Genomic DNA, 18,675 nt, shown 5'->3' with positions numbered 1-18,675 from the left:
TAATCATTCCATTGAATAAACACGAACAAGAATCACTTTAATCGATCTTTTAATTGTTGCTCATAAAGTGATCCTATCGACATTTTTTTATTTTGATTTTCCCAATAACCGGTACTTCTATTTTTCAATCTTCCAGCTACTTTTTCTCCCTTTACTCCTATGGCAAAATTTTGCCCGGAAGCCCAAGGCTGTTGTACAGCAGCACTTTTGACCTCACAATTCCACAGCACCTGTGTCACTCCGGCCCAACCATGTCCACTCCCCCAGTTACCCCGATCCTGCACATTAATTTCACCATCCGTTACAATCTCATCGTAGAGCGTTCCAACGGCCCATCGATGATGGGGACCGATATCGGCATGTGTTCTCTGCGCACTGGAATGGCTAAAAACGTTGGGGCCAAGTGTCCTTGCACCCGTAACGAAATCATGCCGGCCTTCCGTTGTATTAAGATCTTTAAATAAATTAAGCTGCCCGTCGTTATTGAATGAATACCGACGCCCGCCTGTAATCTGAGATTTTCCATCAAGGCATTTTGATGTTGTCACGGTAACTTGTTTGGCAAAAGCTCCCAGACTCACTGCCGCATAACCAAAATAACGGGCGGTGATATTTCTGACCCAGGCATTCTCTATTTTATTCATATCAACAGCTATCCAGCCATGATTTTCGTCCTCATCGCTCACAAAATCAGATTCGAAACGTATATTTTCGATTCCGACTTCACGTATACGTCCGTCAAAGGTGTAAGGAATAACCGCAACCTTTCCGTACCTTGGATCAATCGCCATCACCAAGGGGTTATCAAAAAAGATGGAATCACCTTTAATGGCCAAAATCGTACGTTCAAAATTCAATTGGTATTCCCGCGCCGTCCACTGTTTCGTCCCTTCTCTCTTTTCAATTTGGTTCATTCGAAGCGCTTCGATCCAGGCGTCGTTCATCTCATACGATAGCAGTACCTGCTCGCCCACTTTCCATTCGTTCGTATGATCGACTAGGACATAGTTAGCCCCTACAGGTCCATAGCCATCCTTAACGAACTGTTTTCTAGCCTGGTCCAATGTATAGCTGCCCGTACCGGAAACTTTCAATAAGCTTCGTTGATGCTGGCCTGCTGCTTTAAGCAAGGTTTGTCCCTCGGCATCCCCCTCACCTCTCAACACGACACCGCTGGCATGAATTTCCAAACTTCCAGGTATAGTATACAGGCCTTTTTTCAACAAAACAGCTCCCCTATAACCATTTTTATCAAGCGGTTTTGCTGATACGACATCAATCGCCTGCTGTATAATTTGCTGACCATCAACATTTACGCTGGGTTTTACCGTAATCACGACAGGAACATTGGGCAACTTTTGATCACCTTGATGATAGCCCACGCGACTAAAGTCGGGGATGACATTTCCCTGTGCATCTGGAAAACAGATCAATTGTCCCGCTGGATTTTTCCGGACCAGATCCGATTGTACTTTTCCTGATTGTAGCTCTTCTTTCCGGTGCAATGCTTCCAAAAAATAATAATCTGCATAACTCAAGGGTTTATCTACTTCAGTATTAGAAGGTTTTGATCCTGTACTGTGCAACAATATAAAACCTTTATTTTTATTTGGTGCCGACATGTAACCGTCTATCAGATTAGCCAATATGGTCTGTGCTTTTGCACGATAATCTTTCCCTTGATTGCTATAAGTACTTAATTCCAAAAGTCCCGATGCGATGACTGTCGCGGCCGATACATCACGGGGTTCATTTGGAATATTAGGCGCATCGAAATCCCAATAAGGGATCAAGTCTTTCGGCATATTGGGATGTGCAAACAGCCAATGCGCGACTTTTTCAGCTTGCTGCAAATATTTCGGATCTCCCGTTTCTCTGTAACACATGGTATAGCCATACAATGCCCAGGCCTCACCCCGCGACCATGTTGACTCGTCACTTAAGCCCTGATGGGTGTTTTTATGCTGTACAGCTCCCGTTTTCGGATTGTAGTCTATCACATGATAGGTGCTGTAATCTGGTCTGAAATGATTTTTCATTGTCGTATTGGCATGGCTCACTGCAATATGATAATAAGTAGAATCTCCCGTGAGTTTAGTTGCTTCAAATAGTAATTCCAAATTAAGCATATTATCAATGATAACCGGAAAGTCCCAGCGGTGACTATTGTGATCCCACGAACGTATACAGCCAACTGTTGGATTGAAACGGGTTGACAGCGTTTTGGCTGCCTGTACAAGCACCTCCCGGTACTGTGGATTTGCAGTTAACCGATAACCATTTCCAACACTACAGTAAACCTTAAAGCCCATATCATGGGTCTTTCCATTAAATTGCTCCGCTTCGATCGTCCTTGTTGTTTCTGAAGCGAGATCCTTCCATTTCTGTTTTCCCGTCTTTTCGTAGAGAAACCACAGGACGCCAGGAAAAAAACCGCTGGTCCAGTCGCCCCTTTTCACGGCAACCAGTTCGTTATCTGTGGAAAGCGTACGTGGCGAAACCAAGGATGAATCACTTTTTTTCAAGAGCTGCAATTCTTTATAAAGCAGTTGAGCTTGTTGATCTGCTAGATTCCAAGCTTTTTGCAGCTGCTTGGTACTCTGTGCCTCAACGTCTTGAAAAGAACACAAAATTCCCGTCAAAAAAATTACTTTGGCAATGGATAGCTTTTTTAAATTTCGAAAGCACAAAAAGAGGGCATATCTTCGCAAAGACGTCGCATTAACATTCATGTTATCTGTAGGTTTTTAAGGTGAAATGGTTAAGTTATTTTATAAGGAGGCCAGGAAATTCACAGCCATATAATCGGGTTACGAATGGGTAAATTTCGAACAACCTCTTCTTGTTCGGGTGCATGATCAAGCTTTTTCCAAAGCTGCAGGTATGCTTTATTTTGGAAAGCCGTGGCTGAAAACACAAGTGCCGGATGCGCAATTGGCCATTGATCCCAATACATGACATCTTTCAGATAAGGCCATTTCTGTTTATCTGCAATATAGGGAACCATAAAATCAACCCCCTTTTTTATTGTCCGCCCATCAGGCAAAGTATACTGCCAAAGGGGGGGATTGGTCTTGGACAAAATCTGGCATATCATGGTCATCGCATCGAGATTAAACAACGCGTAGCCATAAGGTTTTGTACGCTGCAATTCTCTCGGGAAACTCCCATTGCTTTCCATTTGATTCGGCAACAACACCTGCGTATAACGATCTGCACATTTTTGGAGTAATATAGAGTCTTGTACTAAACTCGAAAATGCAGCAACCTGCATCACCCAACATGTACCATGGTTATTAGCAGCATTCATTTCATCGATACCATATTGATGCGTTGTAAGCCAACGTAAATAGGCCGCAAACCAGCGATGTATAGCATCCTTAGCAGCTTGTGGAAAATTAGGGTCGTTTTCAAAGATCTTGACAGCCTGTGCAACTTCCATCAGATGAATGGTATCAATAATGCCTATCCCTCGCCCTGTAAAACGCCCTTGTATGGCCTGTGCATAAAGAAGATTGGGATTCATCATGGTCTCGGCATCCACAAACCAAGCCTTTAAATGACGAAGGGCCTGCTGTACGTATTTTTTATCCGGATTCAAACGATAAGCTGAGGCCAGCGCCCCCACGATTCGGCTGAAGCGGATCATCGCTTTACGATGTTCAACGAAATTGGCTGGATTAGTCATCCCATCCCGTTGGATATAGGGCGCAGCGGGATCTTTGGGATCGGGCCACCAATAATCGCCTTCAGAATAAAAATCATGAATCCCCCCGGCACTCCGAACTGCCTTATAAGCTGTCACCGTCACTGGCTTCTGCTTCATCGCCCATTTGGACTGCTCGAAGATAACAGGGCGCAGCGTCTGGATGATCTCCTGCTCAAAAATATCTTCCTTCATTTTTGCCCTCAAGAATAAGGGGAAAATTGCGATCCCAAGAAGACAGCCCATGACGCGAACAATTGATGTAGATTTCATTTTTCCTGGTTTTTGAATTACATTGGAACAACACGATACTGTTTACCTTTTATGGTCTCAAATTGAACTTCGAATGTTTTCGTAGATGCCAACGATGGCAATTTGGAAGAATCCGCTACCGTATACGGAAGCTGTTCCGGTTTATATAATAGCGTATTCTCTGTGACAGCTACGTGATTTGATTCGACACCGACAACTTTAACGGGTAAAGGAGTACGCAAACGACAAACACCACCAATATTGGATACGATCATTGCTTCGGTCAACAGGTTATTTTTCCAGGCTATATCCACGGTAAAGTTTCCCCTGGCCTTAATTCCTTTTATCGTCCCAGCAGACCATTCATCAGGTAGGGCTGGCAACAAATGGACGGCTCCGTCATGACTTTGCAGCAACATTTCGGTCATTCCAGCCGTAGCACCAAAATTCCCATCAATTTGAAAAGGTGGATGGGCATCAAATAGATTCGGATAGGCTCCACCACCGCTCATCTGCGCACGGTCCAATTTAGGATCAATAAAATTTAAGGCATCCTTGAGGATTTTATAGGCATGATTTCCATCCTGAAGCCTCGCCCACCAATTTGTCTTCCAGGCCATCGACCAGCCGGTACTGACATCGCCCCTTAAAAGCAATGAACGCTTGGAGGCTGCAGCCAAAGCTTCGTTTTCTGCCAAGCTGATCTGATTGCCCGGATACAGTCCAAAAAGATGAGAAATATGGCGATGCTGATCTTTTGGATCATCCCAGTCTTTAAACCACTCTTGTAACTGCCCATATTGGCCGACCTGATAGGGATAAAGCTTTTCTTTCGCCTGTTCTAAAGCCGATCTAAACTCGGGATCAACCTGCAGGATATTACTGGAGCGGATCACAGCTGTGAAAAGCTCCCGAATGATCGCCATATCCATGGTAGAAGCCATGGTCAATTGATATTCTTTACCTGCTATTTTGATTGTATTTTCAGGTGAAGTGGACGGATTGGTAACAAGGTATTTATTTCCAGGATCCGCGATCAGCCATTGCAGCATAAATTGGGCAGCACCCTTCATCAAGGGATAGGCTTTCTCCTTCAGGAAAGTCCGGTCGCCCGTAAAGCGGTAGTGCTCCCAGAGATGTGTGCACAACCAAGCACCTGCCATAGGCCATGCCGACCAGCGTGGCATTCCTTTTGGATCCCAATCGTATCCGCCCGGAGGGGAAGTTTTGGCCCATAGATCGGAGTTATGATGAACAACCCAGCCCTTATCTATATGATAATTTATCGATGCCGTTTTAGCCCCATTGATGGCCAGCTCATCCATAAAATCAAACAAAGGCTGATGACATTCCGCAAGATTGGTATTTTCCGCAAGCCAATAATTCATCTCTGTATTGATATTGGTCGTATAATTACTCCCCCAAGGTGGCTGCACATGATCATTCCAGATACCTTGTAAATTTGCCGGTCTTCCGCCTTGTCTGGAACTAGCAATCAACAAGTACCGTCCAAAATGATAATACAGTGTCAGTAGTCCCAAATCGGCTGGTCCTTTGGAAAACTGCATGATACGTTGATCTGTCGGCAATTTATCGTGAGCCGAGCTGCCATCCAGCTCAAAAGCTACGCGCTTGAATAGCGCCTGATAGTCTTTTTGATGATCGGAGAATAAGGTCTGAAAATTCTTTTTTGAGACATTATTCAAGCGATTTTTCGCCAACAATGTGGCATCTTTACCTTCCCGACTCGGCGACTTATCAAAACCGTTAAAGCTTGTCGCTTCAGTCAAAAATAAAGTCACCTCATCAGCGCCTATAATTTTAAGCTTATCCCCCTCTTTTTTTACCACACCACCGGTAGTTTTTACGCTTACCTGTATCGCAAAAGTCATCCCTTTTCCGCCAATACTGTCGTACACGACTTGTAGAGGTTCATAATCCCTATTGGCGACAAAACTTGGCGCTTTCCCCTGAAGAGTTAATTGATTATCCCCTTGGGTCGAAACTCGATACCTGAGTTTACTGGTCAAGGAAAGGTCCAAGGTAATTGATTTTTTCTTGTCTGCCTTCAGTCGAACAACCAATGCTTTATCCGGAAAGCTGACAAAACTTTCTCTTAGGTATTGAATACCCTGATAGGAATAACTGACCTGATTGATCGCTCGCTCAAGATCCAGCTCCCGTTTATAATCTTTAACCTTTTTCTCATCTTGGTGAAAATCCAACCATAAATCGCCCATCGGCAGATAGCGCGCCGAATATGGTCCCTGCATTTTCTTCCAAAGAACTGCAGCATCTTCATATTTTCCAGCAAAGATGGCTTGGCGTACCTGGGGGAGAATCTGCGGGCCATTGGGATTATTGCCCGCATCTGGTTCACCCGACCACAGGGTATTATCGTTAATTTGAAACCTATCTTTACTTAGCCCACCAAAGGCCATCGCTCCTGTCGTGCCATTGCCAAGCGGTAGTGCCTCTTCCCAGAGCGTGGCCGGTTGATTATACCAAAGCTTGAGCTTCGGGGAACTGCTTTGTGCATGGCATGGGGCAATCGCCCCTAGGAGACCGAGCAGTACAAAGAGGTTCAAATGATTCGTTGCTTTTAACATCTTGTGCTATTTTTCTATTGTTAATAAGGTACTCTTTGATCCTTCCATCCGGCCGGATACTACAGCGCTTCCCGAAGGCAGTCGAAGTTTAATCAATGCGCGACCATTGTAGGCCTGTACTTTTTTCGACCCTGTAGAAGTACCTTGATCGACGATCAACTGACCATCGCCGGTTGAACCAAAATAGATCCAATCCTTTGCATCGAGACAAGGGGTATTGGTATTATCCACAATTTGAGCTTGCACAGTGATCATTTCCCCTTCCGTGGCAATCTTTTCGACAAGCAATTTGGCAGGTTTGCCCCACTTTTTTGTCTGATACTGCTGTTCAATTTCATCCACGAGAATTTCCCGACTGTTTTTCGCTACAGCTTTAATCTGATTGTTTCCTTCGTTCAGTTTCACCATCCACCTTAGCCCCGCGGCTGGAAAATCCTGACTGTTTCTTTTCTTTACCCCTTGACTTACTCCATTGACAAAAAGCTCAACCTCTTTTGCATTGGAATACACCTTTATCATTTTTGACTCCTCCTTTTCACCCCAACGGATCGGCCAGGTATGGCCATAAATATGCAGCATTGGCTTCGCTGTCCAATACGACTGGAATACGTAGTAAGATTCTTTTTTGGTAAAATCCCGTTCAACAACACCCTTCTGATTGACATAAGGCACAGGATTGTCTGGCCGTACCGGAGTTGAAAAATCTTTAAATGGCCAATAGGCTGTTCCCGTGAGCCAAGGCATTGTTTCCTGTTCCTTTAAGTGCCAATCGATGAGATTACAAATGTAGCTTTCACTCCAATCGCCATCTTTAGAAACGCGTGCTGCCCCACCAATGAGCGACGCATCGCCCGCTCGTTCATCTGTTGTTCCATCACCTTTGATTTTAGCTAAAGCACGATCAGGGTCCTCTGCATGTCGTCTAGCATGACTATCCCCGCCCCACTCCACATGAAGGAAATGTTTTACCTTTTTCATTTCTTCTTCTGAGGCTGTTTTATAGTCGGTATAAACACCTCTATACCAACCAGCCCAAATGGATGGCGAATAAACATCAACAATATCTTTACAGAAATCACAACGTCGTATCGCTGTTTTCCGGCTCGGATCCAATTGATGAGATAAGGTATTCAGTTCACTCATATAAGCTCTGATCTTCGCCTGATCAAACTCCGTAAAATCCCCCGGCCAATCATTTTCGTTGCCGAGGCCCCAAATAATGACCGATGGATGATTATAATGCTGTTCAATCATATTGGTTAACATCCGTTTTCCCTGAAGCTGATAGACCTCACCACCTAATCCACCTCTGCACCATGGAATCTCTTCCCAAACCAAAATACCCAGACTATCACAGGCCTCAAGCACTTTACGGCTCTGCTGGTAATGCCCCAAACGTATAAAGTTTACGCCCATTTCTTTCATCAGAGTCATCTCTCGCAGTATTTGTTCATCAGTCATTGCGGCAGCCACACCGGCATGATCTTCATGACGGTGCGTACCCCGAAGCAAAAGCCTTTTCCCGTTCAGCAGAAAAGGGCCTTTTTCTTTAAACGCTACATGTCTAAAGCCAAAGACAGTCTCTTCTTTAAATACTTGTCCATTGCTTTTGACTGTGGTAACCAAACGGTACAAAGCCGGTTGATCAGGGCTCCAAAGCTGTGGCTTCTTGACCAGGAATTGTCCAAATTCAAGATTCAATGCCCCCTTATTTACCTGTGGTTGCTGGGTTTGCACGATTTTTCCAGCGGGATCATAGAGTTGCGTTTCGACTTCAAAATTTGTCTGAGTCGAAAATGGCATCAGTCGTCCACGGACGTTGGCTACCCCCTGCTTTCCATCGGCCCCTACTGACGCCTCAACAAATACACGTTCCAAGGCTGTCTGCGGAACATATTTTAGGTTTAGATGTCTGTAAATACCTCCATAGACGTTAAAATCAGACAGATCAGAAGGGATCATTTCGAGATCACGTGAATTATCCACACGAATTGAAAGCGGTATTTTGCCCTTAAATTGTTTTTTGAAAGCATCTGTTTTTTTAAACTTTTCAACTGCATCTGTAATGTCCACAGTCCATTCGTCGTATCCGCCAACGTGCTCCCCAACTTTAATTGTATGGATATAAACAGCTGTCTTTTGTCCGGCTCCTTCAAAATGAAGCAGGGTACGACCATCTAAATAGGGATTGTCTATAGCCAGTGATTTTCTATACCAGCTTGGCCCCTGATAATAATTGATAGCTGGATCAACAGCGTCCAGTGCATTATAACAATGTGGCAGATCCACCTGCTGCCACAATGGAACAGACTCGGGATTACCGGCTCCCACCGGTCTTACAGCTTCCCAGATTCCCCCCAGATCGCTCTTTAAGAAATCCCAGCCTTGATCAATCCGCTTAACTTCCTGAGCGTGGAGCTGAGCAACTCCAAAAGTCAACAACAACGCAACTATTTTATTCAATCTGCTTTTCTTCATTATGCTATTTTAGTATCTGCTTTTTATCTTATCGGCCTTACTCGTCCAAGGCTCCGGTTTTCATTTTCTTTGCTCTAGACACTTTGTCGCGCTTGAATTTGCCTGCTACTTCGATTTTAATCACCGTAGCAACAGGATCAATGGCCTGCTCAGGTACACCAATCTGAATACCATTGGAATTCGACTTTACCTTTAACACCTGATTATTGGCTAAAAGGCTCGCTTTTACGACTTTATTTTCAATCGGAAGTTCAACTAGGCCATTTTTCGGCCAGTCAAATACAGATATATATAAACAGGTCCGGTTTCCGTCTTCCTTCATCGTACATCTTCCCCATTCAAACGGTTTTAAAGGACTGCTCTTGGTCGCATAGATGGCTTCACTATTTGTTTTCATCCATTTACCAATGACAGCCAAACGGTCTATACTCTCCTGTGGAAATGATCCATCTGGTTTTGGACCAACGTTCAGTAAATAGTTTCCACCCTTGGAAGCGATGTCAACAAGATTACGGATTAAGGTCTCGGCCGACTTCCATTTCTGATCGGATGTACGATAGCCCCAGGTACCATTCATCGTCATACAGGTTTCCCAGTGTTTGCCTTCAAGTTCACTCCAATCCGGAATTTTCTGCTCGGGTGTTTTTGTGTCGCCTGGGAAATTAGGCCGCTTCAATCGATCATTTGTAATAATATTTCGCTGCAAGGCCAATTGTTCCTGAAGCATATTTGCCGCTTCATCGGTCATATTGGTCGGTGTATCCCACCACAATACGGCAATATCACCATAATTGCTCAACAATTCTTTGACTTGGGGCACCGATACGTTTTTGATATAATCATTGAAACTCGCTGTTTCCTGTTTTGGATCCCAATGACCGTGATGCGCTAAGGTGTAGGCATCAATGCGCGTTGAATCTGGATTAGGCCAGCCTTCCCGCATTAATTTACGAGCAGCAGATCCCCCGGGATTATTCCAATCCTGGGCTTGTGAGTAATAAAATCCCAGTTTAACACCATATTTTCGGCAAGCTTCTGCCAAAGGTTTCAGAACATCCTTTCCGTAGGGAGTAGCATCCACCATATTCCACTTACTCGCTTTTGTTTCGAACAGCGCAAAACCATCGTGATGCTTTGCAGTGATAATCAGATATTTCATCCCGGCATCTTTGGCCATGCGTACCCATTCGTCTGGATTATAGGCTATGGGATTAAATTCTTTGGCCATGGCCTGATATTCATCAACCGGGATTTTAGATCGGTTCATGATCCACTCTGCTCCGCCGCGTGCTTGCTCGTGCCCGCTATAAACACCGCCAAACTGGGCATAGACCCCCCAATGGATAAACATACCAAATCGGGCTTCCTCCCACCATTTCATGCGTACACTATCGGGCATGCGACTTACTTGCGCATACAATCCCCCCTTACTCATGCCCATGATGAGGACAAGTGCCAGCAACATTTTATATATAGCTTTCATACCTGAATTTTTCACAGTCCTTAATTTAGAAACCTGCTGTTTGCTTAAAATTGTCATTACCTAAACTCTTGGCCATGTCTACCTCAGATTGAGGTACTGGCCATAAGGTATCTCTTGCCATAAATAACCGTGAAGCTCCATCTGGATCCTTGATTTTATCCATCACCTCTTTGATCAGTCCCCAGCGTTTCAAATCAAAATAACGCTGTCCCTCGAGCGCCAGTTCAATCCTACGCTCATGGCGGATAATATCGCGAAATTCACTTTTTGTCAATGCGTTACCAAACTGTAATAAAGGCATTTTTACATCAGCTCTGGATCGTACTGTATTTAATGCTTCGACAGCTGTTTGGTCGGGTCCCACACTTTCATTCTTTGCTTCCGCATACATCAACAAAATATCAGCATAGCGTAAGAACACCCAATCCTGATCACTCTGTGTGGCATAACTTGTCGGCCATTTTGATTCATTGATATACTTTCTCGGTAGAAACCCGCCCAATACGCCCTCAGCGACAGGATCGAAAGCGGAGGAGGCCGTAGTGCCACGCCAAACACCGCGGTACATAATGGTCGACTTTAGACGCGGATCTCTATTTTCGTAAGGGTTTTTAGCATCGTAAATTGAAGATTCTTTAATATCCTTACCGTCGATGGCATAATATGAATCGACGAGATACCCCAAAGGCTGTATCGTTTTTAGATAGGAATACATCATATCTGCCGGACTGTACATATTGGGAGGTAAGAATCGCGCCGAAAACATGATTTCCGGATTACCATTTTGCCCAGGCTTTCTAAACAGATCGCGGTATCCCCCCTGGTAGATCGAAAACTTGTTTTCATCTATAATAATTTTAGCGGTTGCGGCAGCCTCTGCCCACTTTTTAGCTGTCAGCAGCACCTTTGTTTTGTATCCGAGTGCAGATCCTCTCACGGCATGCCCCTTATACCCTGTATTTGGCAGTTTTTCACTCGCGTAATCTAAATCTGCTAAAATCGCGTCCACAACGTTGTTTTTGGGTGTTCTACCCAGCCGAATACTCGCATCGTCCATGCCCAGAGGTTCTAAAGTCAATGGCACATCGCCGTACAGATTGGTCAATAGAAAGTAGTAATGGGCGCGAATAAAACGAGCTTCAGCTTTATATCGGTCACGGTCCTGCTGGCTCATGCTGGTAATACGGTCGATATTGGCAATCAATTTATTGCATGCCGCAATCGCCTGATACGAAATCTCATATCCCTCCGATTGCATCCCGCCTGTTGTCGAGGAGATGCCTGACCGCGAGATAATATTGAAATTATTGGATGTACTGGACACAAAGGCATCGTCTGAAAGTCCATCCCAAAACATACTGGCTCCCCCCCAACCACCGCGTGCATTGGATGAAGATGTCGAATTGTACCCTCGGCAAAGGAATTCATAACAACCTGATAAGGCCAAATCAGCGTCAGCCTGCATTTTCCAAAAGTTTGATTCGGAAATTTTATCTGTTGGATTTTTATTTAAAAAATCTTTTGTACAGCTTCCTAAGGCCGTTAAAGCGGCCAAGCTCAGATATAGATATGTTTTTTTTACGTTATTTTTCATCTGTAAATATTTTTTTGTTACCTCGATATTAGAAGGTGATATTGGCCCCAAACGCAAACACTTTATTTTGAGGATGAGTGACATAGCGACCGGATGTTGCACCGCCGCTTGAAGACACTCCCCGTTCAGGATCTAAACCCGGAAACTTGGAGAACGTCAGCAGGTTGTCTGCTGCAAAATAGATCCGAAGGCCTGAAATACCAGCTTTAGACAAACTGCTCTGCGGAATAGAATAGCCAACCTGAATGTTTTTAAGACGCAAAAACGACCCGTCCTTTAAAAAGAAAGTGGATGCGGTCCTGACATTGTTCGCTGCAGGCGTATTTTCTGCACCTACAATCGGCAGGGATGCATTCGGGTTCTCTGGAGTCCAGGCATCCATCCAGTCGCGGGTAAATGTGCCTCCCTGTCTGAATGGTACTATTCCCCATTCACTCACAAATATTTTTTGTCCCTGGGATCCGAAGAAAAAGGCCGTAAAGTCAAAGTTCTTCCATACCGCAGTCGCATTAAAGGAGTAATCGAAATCTGGATAGGCTCCCGACGCAACAACACGATCGTTGTTGTCTACAACTTTATCTCCATTCACATCGGCAAATTTTAGGTAGCCAGGCTGCGCAGGAATCTGCTGCACCGGCGAAGCGGCCACCTCTTCCTTCGAGCGGAATATGCCGGTATTTTCCAGAAGATAAAAACTTCCGTACGGCAATCCTTCCCGAATAATGGTATTGCCCGAGATACGCTCAGCACCATATTTCATCACCTTATTGCGATTGGCCTGAATATTTCCATTGAGCGTCAGCGATACCTCTCCAATGTTATCACGGTACTGAAGACCTAGCTCAATACCTCTATTGCGCAATTCTCCATAATTTACTGTCGGTGCGGTCAGACCAATATAAGACGGGAAAGCCGTAGAAGCGGATAAAATATCCGAAGTTACCTTGTTGTACCAATCGAAAGAAGCCGTCAACTTGTTGTTCCATAAACCGATATCCACACCAAAATCCAAGACTTTGGTACTCTCCCATTTGATCCGGTCATTGGCCATGGCGACCTGACGAGCTCCCTGTTGGAGCGTTTCATCAAAAGGATAAGCAAAAGAGGAATTATAAACAATCTGATACGGATAGTTACCAATATTCTGATTACCCAATGTTCCAATGGAGGCTCTTAACTTTAGTTCATTAACAACTTCTTTTAATTTCGGACCAAAAAAGTCTTCATCCGAGACTTTCCAACCTCCAGATATGGAAGGGAAAAATGCCCATTTTCTATTTTCAGGGAAACGTGAAGAGGCGTCATAACGCGCATTCCCTTCCAGTAGATACTTGCCTTTGTAGTCATAGTTTAAGCGACCATAATAAGACCTTAATGACCATTCATTGGTTACACCGTTATTCGACTGTTGTCCGGCTCCACCACCATCGAGTTCAAGCAAGTCATTGTTGGGAAATTGCAGCCTGCTTCCGAACAGTTTTTGTGTTTTATTATATTCAGCCTGGGTACCTGCCAGCACTTTGATGTTATGATTTCCAAAGGACTTATCGTACGTCAGTTGGGTATACCCCACCGGATACACATTGTTGTCGTCCGTTACTTCAAGCCCCTGACCACCCACATCAAGTTGTCTGGCAGGTAGGTCATCAGGTTTGGCAAACCACATATATTGGTTAATCACGGGCTTATTGGTATAGTTTTTTGTAAAACCATACGTCAACCCACCGCTTGTCTTCCAATCCAGTCCATCCAATATTTTCACATTGAGGAAGATATTGCCCTGCATAAAATAATTGTTCAGCCTCGTAAACGCATTTTCAGCGACTGCAACAGGATTTTTATTTGGCGATTGAAAAGGATATGCTCTAGAAGTATAACGGCCACTGCCGTCGGGTAATACAGGTCCATATAACGGTGATTGACTAATGGTAGACAAAAACTGATCCTCACTGCCGTTTCTAGGATATTTTCGATCGCCATAGTTCAGGGTAATACTTGACCCAAAAGTGATCCGCTCATTGATTTTAGAACCCAGATTCAGCTGCAGATTATACTTTTTAAAGGAAGTACCGATCATAATATCAGGTTGATTTACATAGCCCAATATGACGTTGTAATTTGTTCCTCCTGCCCCGCCGCTTAAGCTTAAATTGTGTGTCTGTACAGGAACAGTTCTAAATACAGCATCCAACCAGTTAAAATCGGGGTATAATGTTTTATCAGTTGGATTTTTGTAAGCATCAATCATCTCCTGGCTAAAAGAAGCATTTGGATTCGTTACACCCGAGTTTTTATTTGCCTGATTATACAGGGTCATATAATCCACGGAATTATAGACCAGATCTGGAAGAGCAGAGGCTTTGGTAATTCCCACATTGTAATCATAGCTCAATTGCGTCTTTCCTGCCTTGCCCTGCTTTGTCGTCACGAGGATCACACCATTTGCTGCCCTTGCTCCATAAATAGCGGCTGAGGCAGCATCTTTCAATACCGTTATATTCTCGATTGCCTGGGGGTTTAAATTTTCCAAGCTTCCCGGAATACCGTCCACAATAACCAATGGTGCAGAAGAAGCCCCATACGACCCCAATCCGCGGACCTGTAGATTTACATTTTCATTACCCGCTTCTCCCGAACCTTGGGTAACACGGAGTCCGGGCATGCGGCCCTGAAGCAATTGTGAAGGATTCGTGGCGATACGCTTGTTGAGTACCTTTCCATCAACGGCAGCAACAGCGCCTGTTAAATTACTTTTTTTCTGGGTACCGTAGCCTACGACGACCACTTCGTCAATCAAACTACTGGACTCCTGCAATACAAGGTTAATATGATCCTTCTTGTCGACAGCAACCTCAGCTTTCTCTCTACCCACCAAAGTGAAGATTAGCACATCAACGTCCCGTGCAAGAATCTGATAATTGCCGGCCCCGTCGGTTACCGTTCCGGTTTTCACTCCTTTTATCTGTACTGTGACCCCTGCAAGAGGCTCTCCTCCCGGGGAGGTTACTTTTCCGGATATTTTTAATTGTGACTGAGCCAGCACCACGGGTGCAGCCATACTCATCAATGAAAATAAAAGTAACCCCTTGCCTACCGTTTTGGTTATCGGTGTTATCATAGTTATTTTGGTTTATTTGGTTATTTAACGAAGTAAATGAACCCAAATATCAAAAATCGCGAACAGCAAAAGGAGGAGTTTTTGTTCAAATAGGTGGAAAAAATAGCTTCATTCCTGATTTTCAGCACGATTAAATGGATTTTAAAAAAAACAGGAACCTACCGCCCGGCATCTTCTGATTTTTCGTCGGGCCGACGAACATTTCAGCGCCAAAATAAAGTGGAGATCTGAGAAACCTGCGAGAGCCCCCTACCGCCCGGAAGATTATCAATTCTGCGATAAAATCGATATATTGTGCCCAAATCAATTTAATTGAGGGAGCCGATGACAACAAAAAAATATAGTAACGTCTATATCTTTTGGTTTTTTACCATTTTATTTGTTTTGCTGCATAGGGGCTATTGCCAGACAATCATACCTACGGGAACACCTTTTGTAAAACAATACAAAAAAGGCCAGTATAAAGCCGGCAATCAGAACTGGTCATTGGCAGTAGATAAAGATGGCCGTATTTATAGCGCAAATACCGAAGGGCTGCTGCAATTTGACGGACAATACTGGCGTGTATTTCCGCTTCCCAATCATTCAACAGTCCGGAGTGTTGCGATCGGTAAAGATGGGAAGATCTATACGGGCGGGAGAGGAGAATTTGGTTATTGGACTTCCAAATCTTTTGGCAACTTAACCTACCACAGCCTCTCTAAGCTTGTGCAGGATAAAACCTATTTTCCAAATGAAGAAATATGGAAAATCATCGTGGAAGGCCAGCGGGTATTTTTCCATACTTTTTCTAAATCCTACATTTGGGAAAACAATACCATAAGACAGCTAACGGCAAAAGGAGAACCTTTTTTATTTCCGCATCAGCTGAACGACAAGTTATTTTTTGAACAGTTGCCAAGTGGTCTGCACGAATTTAAACAGGGTAAATTGATTCCCGTAAAGGGAAAAGATGTCCTGAAAGATAAAAACGTCCTTGCCCTATTGCCTTTCGATACAAATACGTCGCTTATTGCCACCTCACGAAATGGTCTTTATCTGATGAAAACCGACGGAACGATCATACCCTGGTCGGTTCCGGCAAACCAGCTTTTAAGTCAATCCCAGATAAACAATGGTATATACCTGTATGATGGACAGTACGCCTTTGGTACCATTCAAAACGGTGTTATTGTCATCAACAAAAATGGCCAGGTCATTCAGCATATCAATAAAAACAATGGGCTCCAGAACAACACGGTGCTCAGTATGGTCAAAGACAATCAAAAAAATATCTGGGTTGGACTGGATAATGGCATTGACCGCATTGAAATCAACTCTCCACTATCATTTTACACTGATTTTGTTGGAAAAATTGGTACCGTTTATACATCGATTATATATCAGGGAAAAATTTATCTTGGAACCAACAAGGGTTTATTTTCAAGCGAATGGAAAGGACTAAACAATTACAATTCACTAAATTTCACCCAGATTCCCAATTCAAACGGCCAAGTTTGGACCTTGGCTATATTTGGGGATGAGCTCATCTGCGGGCATAATGATGGTACCTTTAAGCTTGTTGATGGCCGACTTGAGAAGATATCACAGATCACTGGCGGATGGGTTTTCAAGCCTATATTCGGCACGAAAAATATACTCCAGGGGAACTATACAGGCTTATCGAAGTTTACCTTTGATGGTGTAAACTTACGGTTTGTCCAACAGTTTGCAGGGATTAAGGAGCCGATCCGATTTTTGGCACAAAAGGATAACCATGCCTTTTGGATCGGAGACTGGGGGCAGGTACAGCTTCTCGGACTCGATCCAAGTTTCCAGCAAGGGAACATTTTGTTTTCCTCCAAACAGGATAGCATCGCCTCCAAGAGGCAATTTACGGGAATTTATACCTTAGAAAATAATATTGTATTCGCGACAGATAGCGGATTTCTTCAATTCGACAATATTGTAAAAAAATTCAGTTATGCGGATGAATTAAATACCGCATTAGGCAGCTATAAAAATTCAAATAAGGTCATTCCGATCAATACAAACAGTTACTGGTTTATTCAAAAAACCAAAATTGCGAAAGTAGATTTTGACAGCAAAGGCAAGTTGCACATTGATTCCAATCTGCTCAGTCCCTTACAGGACCGAATGATGAATAATTATGAGAACATCCTTCCCATTGAAAATCAATATTATCTCATTGGTCTGGATGATGGATTTGCGATCTATCGCCATTCCGATAAATCACAAAAATATACCTTGCCACTTCCACAAATATCACAACTCGTCAACCTGACGACCGGTCAGTCCATTATTCCGGATTCTTCTTTTAAATTATCGTCTTCAGACAATAACCTTAGAATCAGTTTTTCGTGCCCATACTATTCATCCTCGCCGCTTCAATATCAATATTATCTCGAAGGTTACTCAGACAATTGGTCTGAATGGAACGAAATTGCCTATCAAGATTTCACGAACCTGCCCTATGGGAAGTTTCAGATTAAAATAAGAGCGAAAAACAATACTGGACTGATTTCGGAAGTCCAGGTATTTTCCTTTACCATTCGCTATCCATGGTACCTCTCCTGGTGGGCAAAGGCATTTTATGCAGTAGCTATACTAGCGCTCATCTATGTAGCTTATCAGCTTAATCTTCAGCGGGAGCGCAAACGGCAATTCCAGATACGTCGAAAATGGCTGGAAGAAAAGAAGATTGCCCTGGAACGTGAAAACGAACAAAAAGAAAAAGACTGGATCAAACTTAAAAACCAGCAATTGGAAGATCAGCTTCAGTTAAAGAACAAAGAATTGGCCAATGCAGCACTCAATATTGTTTACAAGAATGAGATGTTGAACAACCTGCACGACGAGCTCAAGCAGCTCAAGGATGCGGAAGGGAACAAACTGAGTTCAGATGAACTGAAAAAAATCAACAAACTCATCGATGACGCCCATAATGACGATCGTGACTGGCATATCTTTGAAAGAAGTTTTAACGAATCACATGAGAATTTCTTCAAGAAATTGAAACAGGAATTTCCGGATCTAGTCCCCAATGATCTAAAGTTATGTGCCTATTTACGGCTTAATATGTCAAGCAAAGAAATCGCGTCGTTGCTTAATATCAGTACCCGCGGTGTCGAGATTAGACGCTATCGCTTACGCAAGAAACTAGGCCTCCCGACAGACAAAAACCTGTCCGAATTCCTGATGGAACGTTAAATTTTCCCTGCAAACACTACATCATTACCACACACGAGCTTTAGTGTATAAAACACACTAAAGCTCGCGTTATTTCACAAAAAACACCTATATAAAAAACTATATATCAAATCAATAGCACAAAACCGAAATAGGTTTGAGCAGGCGGAAATTTTGTGTAGTAGTGATGTGCAAATGTTAAATTTTGGCAAAGTTGTACTACATCAACATATTTGCTTCAGGGAA

The 18,675-nt window shown here is 43.6% G+C and carries 8 protein-coding genes; 1 reads left to right on the top strand and 7 read right to left on the bottom strand.

Annotated features, from left to right (window positions below; genetic code table 11):
* Positions 1–32: 32 nt before the first annotated feature.
* From B3C94_RS23455 to B3C94_RS01195, 7 genes are all read right to left on the bottom strand, one after another.
* Positions 33–2,642 carry a glycoside hydrolase family 88 protein gene (locus B3C94_RS23455; protein ID WP_349679110.1) on the bottom strand — a complete coding sequence of 870 codons (2,610 nt, stop codon included), beginning with the start codon at positions 2,640–2,642 and terminating at the stop codon, positions 33–35.
* Positions 2,643–2,791: 149 nt separating this feature from the next.
* Positions 2,792–3,979: an alginate lyase family protein gene (locus tag B3C94_RS01220; protein WP_293897718.1), complete on the bottom strand. Its 1,188-nt coding sequence runs from the start codon at positions 3,977–3,979 to the stop codon at positions 2,792–2,794.
* Between the two features lie 17 nt (positions 3,980–3,996).
* Positions 3,997–6,567 (bottom strand): glycoside hydrolase family 95 protein, encoded by a 2,571-nt coding sequence (locus tag B3C94_RS01215; protein WP_293897715.1) that lies wholly within the window; start codon positions 6,565–6,567, stop codon positions 3,997–3,999.
* Positions 6,568–6,573: 6 nt separating this feature from the next.
* Positions 6,574–9,045 (bottom strand): glycoside hydrolase family 2 protein, encoded by a 2,472-nt coding sequence (locus tag B3C94_RS01210; protein WP_293897711.1) that lies wholly within the window; start codon positions 9,043–9,045, stop codon positions 6,574–6,576.
* 37 nt (positions 9,046–9,082) lie between these two features.
* Entirely contained in the window at positions 9,083–10,528 is a 1,446-nt protein-coding gene (locus B3C94_RS01205; protein ID WP_293897708.1) for an alpha-L-fucosidase, read from the bottom strand.
* A gap of 25 nt (positions 10,529–10,553) precedes the next feature.
* Positions 10,554–12,122 (bottom strand): RagB/SusD family nutrient uptake outer membrane protein, encoded by a 1,569-nt coding sequence (locus tag B3C94_RS01200; protein WP_293897705.1) that lies wholly within the window; start codon positions 12,120–12,122, stop codon positions 10,554–10,556.
* Between the two features lie 28 nt (positions 12,123–12,150).
* Entirely contained in the window at positions 12,151–15,240 is a 3,090-nt protein-coding gene (locus tag B3C94_RS01195) for a SusC/RagA family TonB-linked outer membrane protein (RefSeq protein ID WP_293897702.1), read from the bottom strand.
* A gap of 324 nt (positions 15,241–15,564) precedes the next feature.
* Between B3C94_RS01195 and B3C94_RS01190 the strand changes: the two genes are divergently transcribed.
* The gene (locus B3C94_RS01190) at positions 15,565–18,450 is read left to right on the top strand and encodes a helix-turn-helix and ligand-binding sensor domain-containing protein (RefSeq protein ID WP_293897699.1); all 2,886 of its coding nucleotides are present in this window, start codon (positions 15,565–15,567) and stop codon (positions 18,448–18,450) included.
* The last annotated feature ends 225 nt before the right edge of the window (positions 18,451–18,675 follow it).

Source organism: Sphingobacterium sp. UBA5670, from assembly GCF_002420705.1.
In the GTDB taxonomy this organism is placed as follows: Bacteria; Bacteroidota; Bacteroidia; order Sphingobacteriales; family Sphingobacteriaceae; genus Sphingobacterium.
Note: the sequence above shows the minus strand (reverse complement) of the source record. Positions and strands in the feature narration are given on the sequence as shown.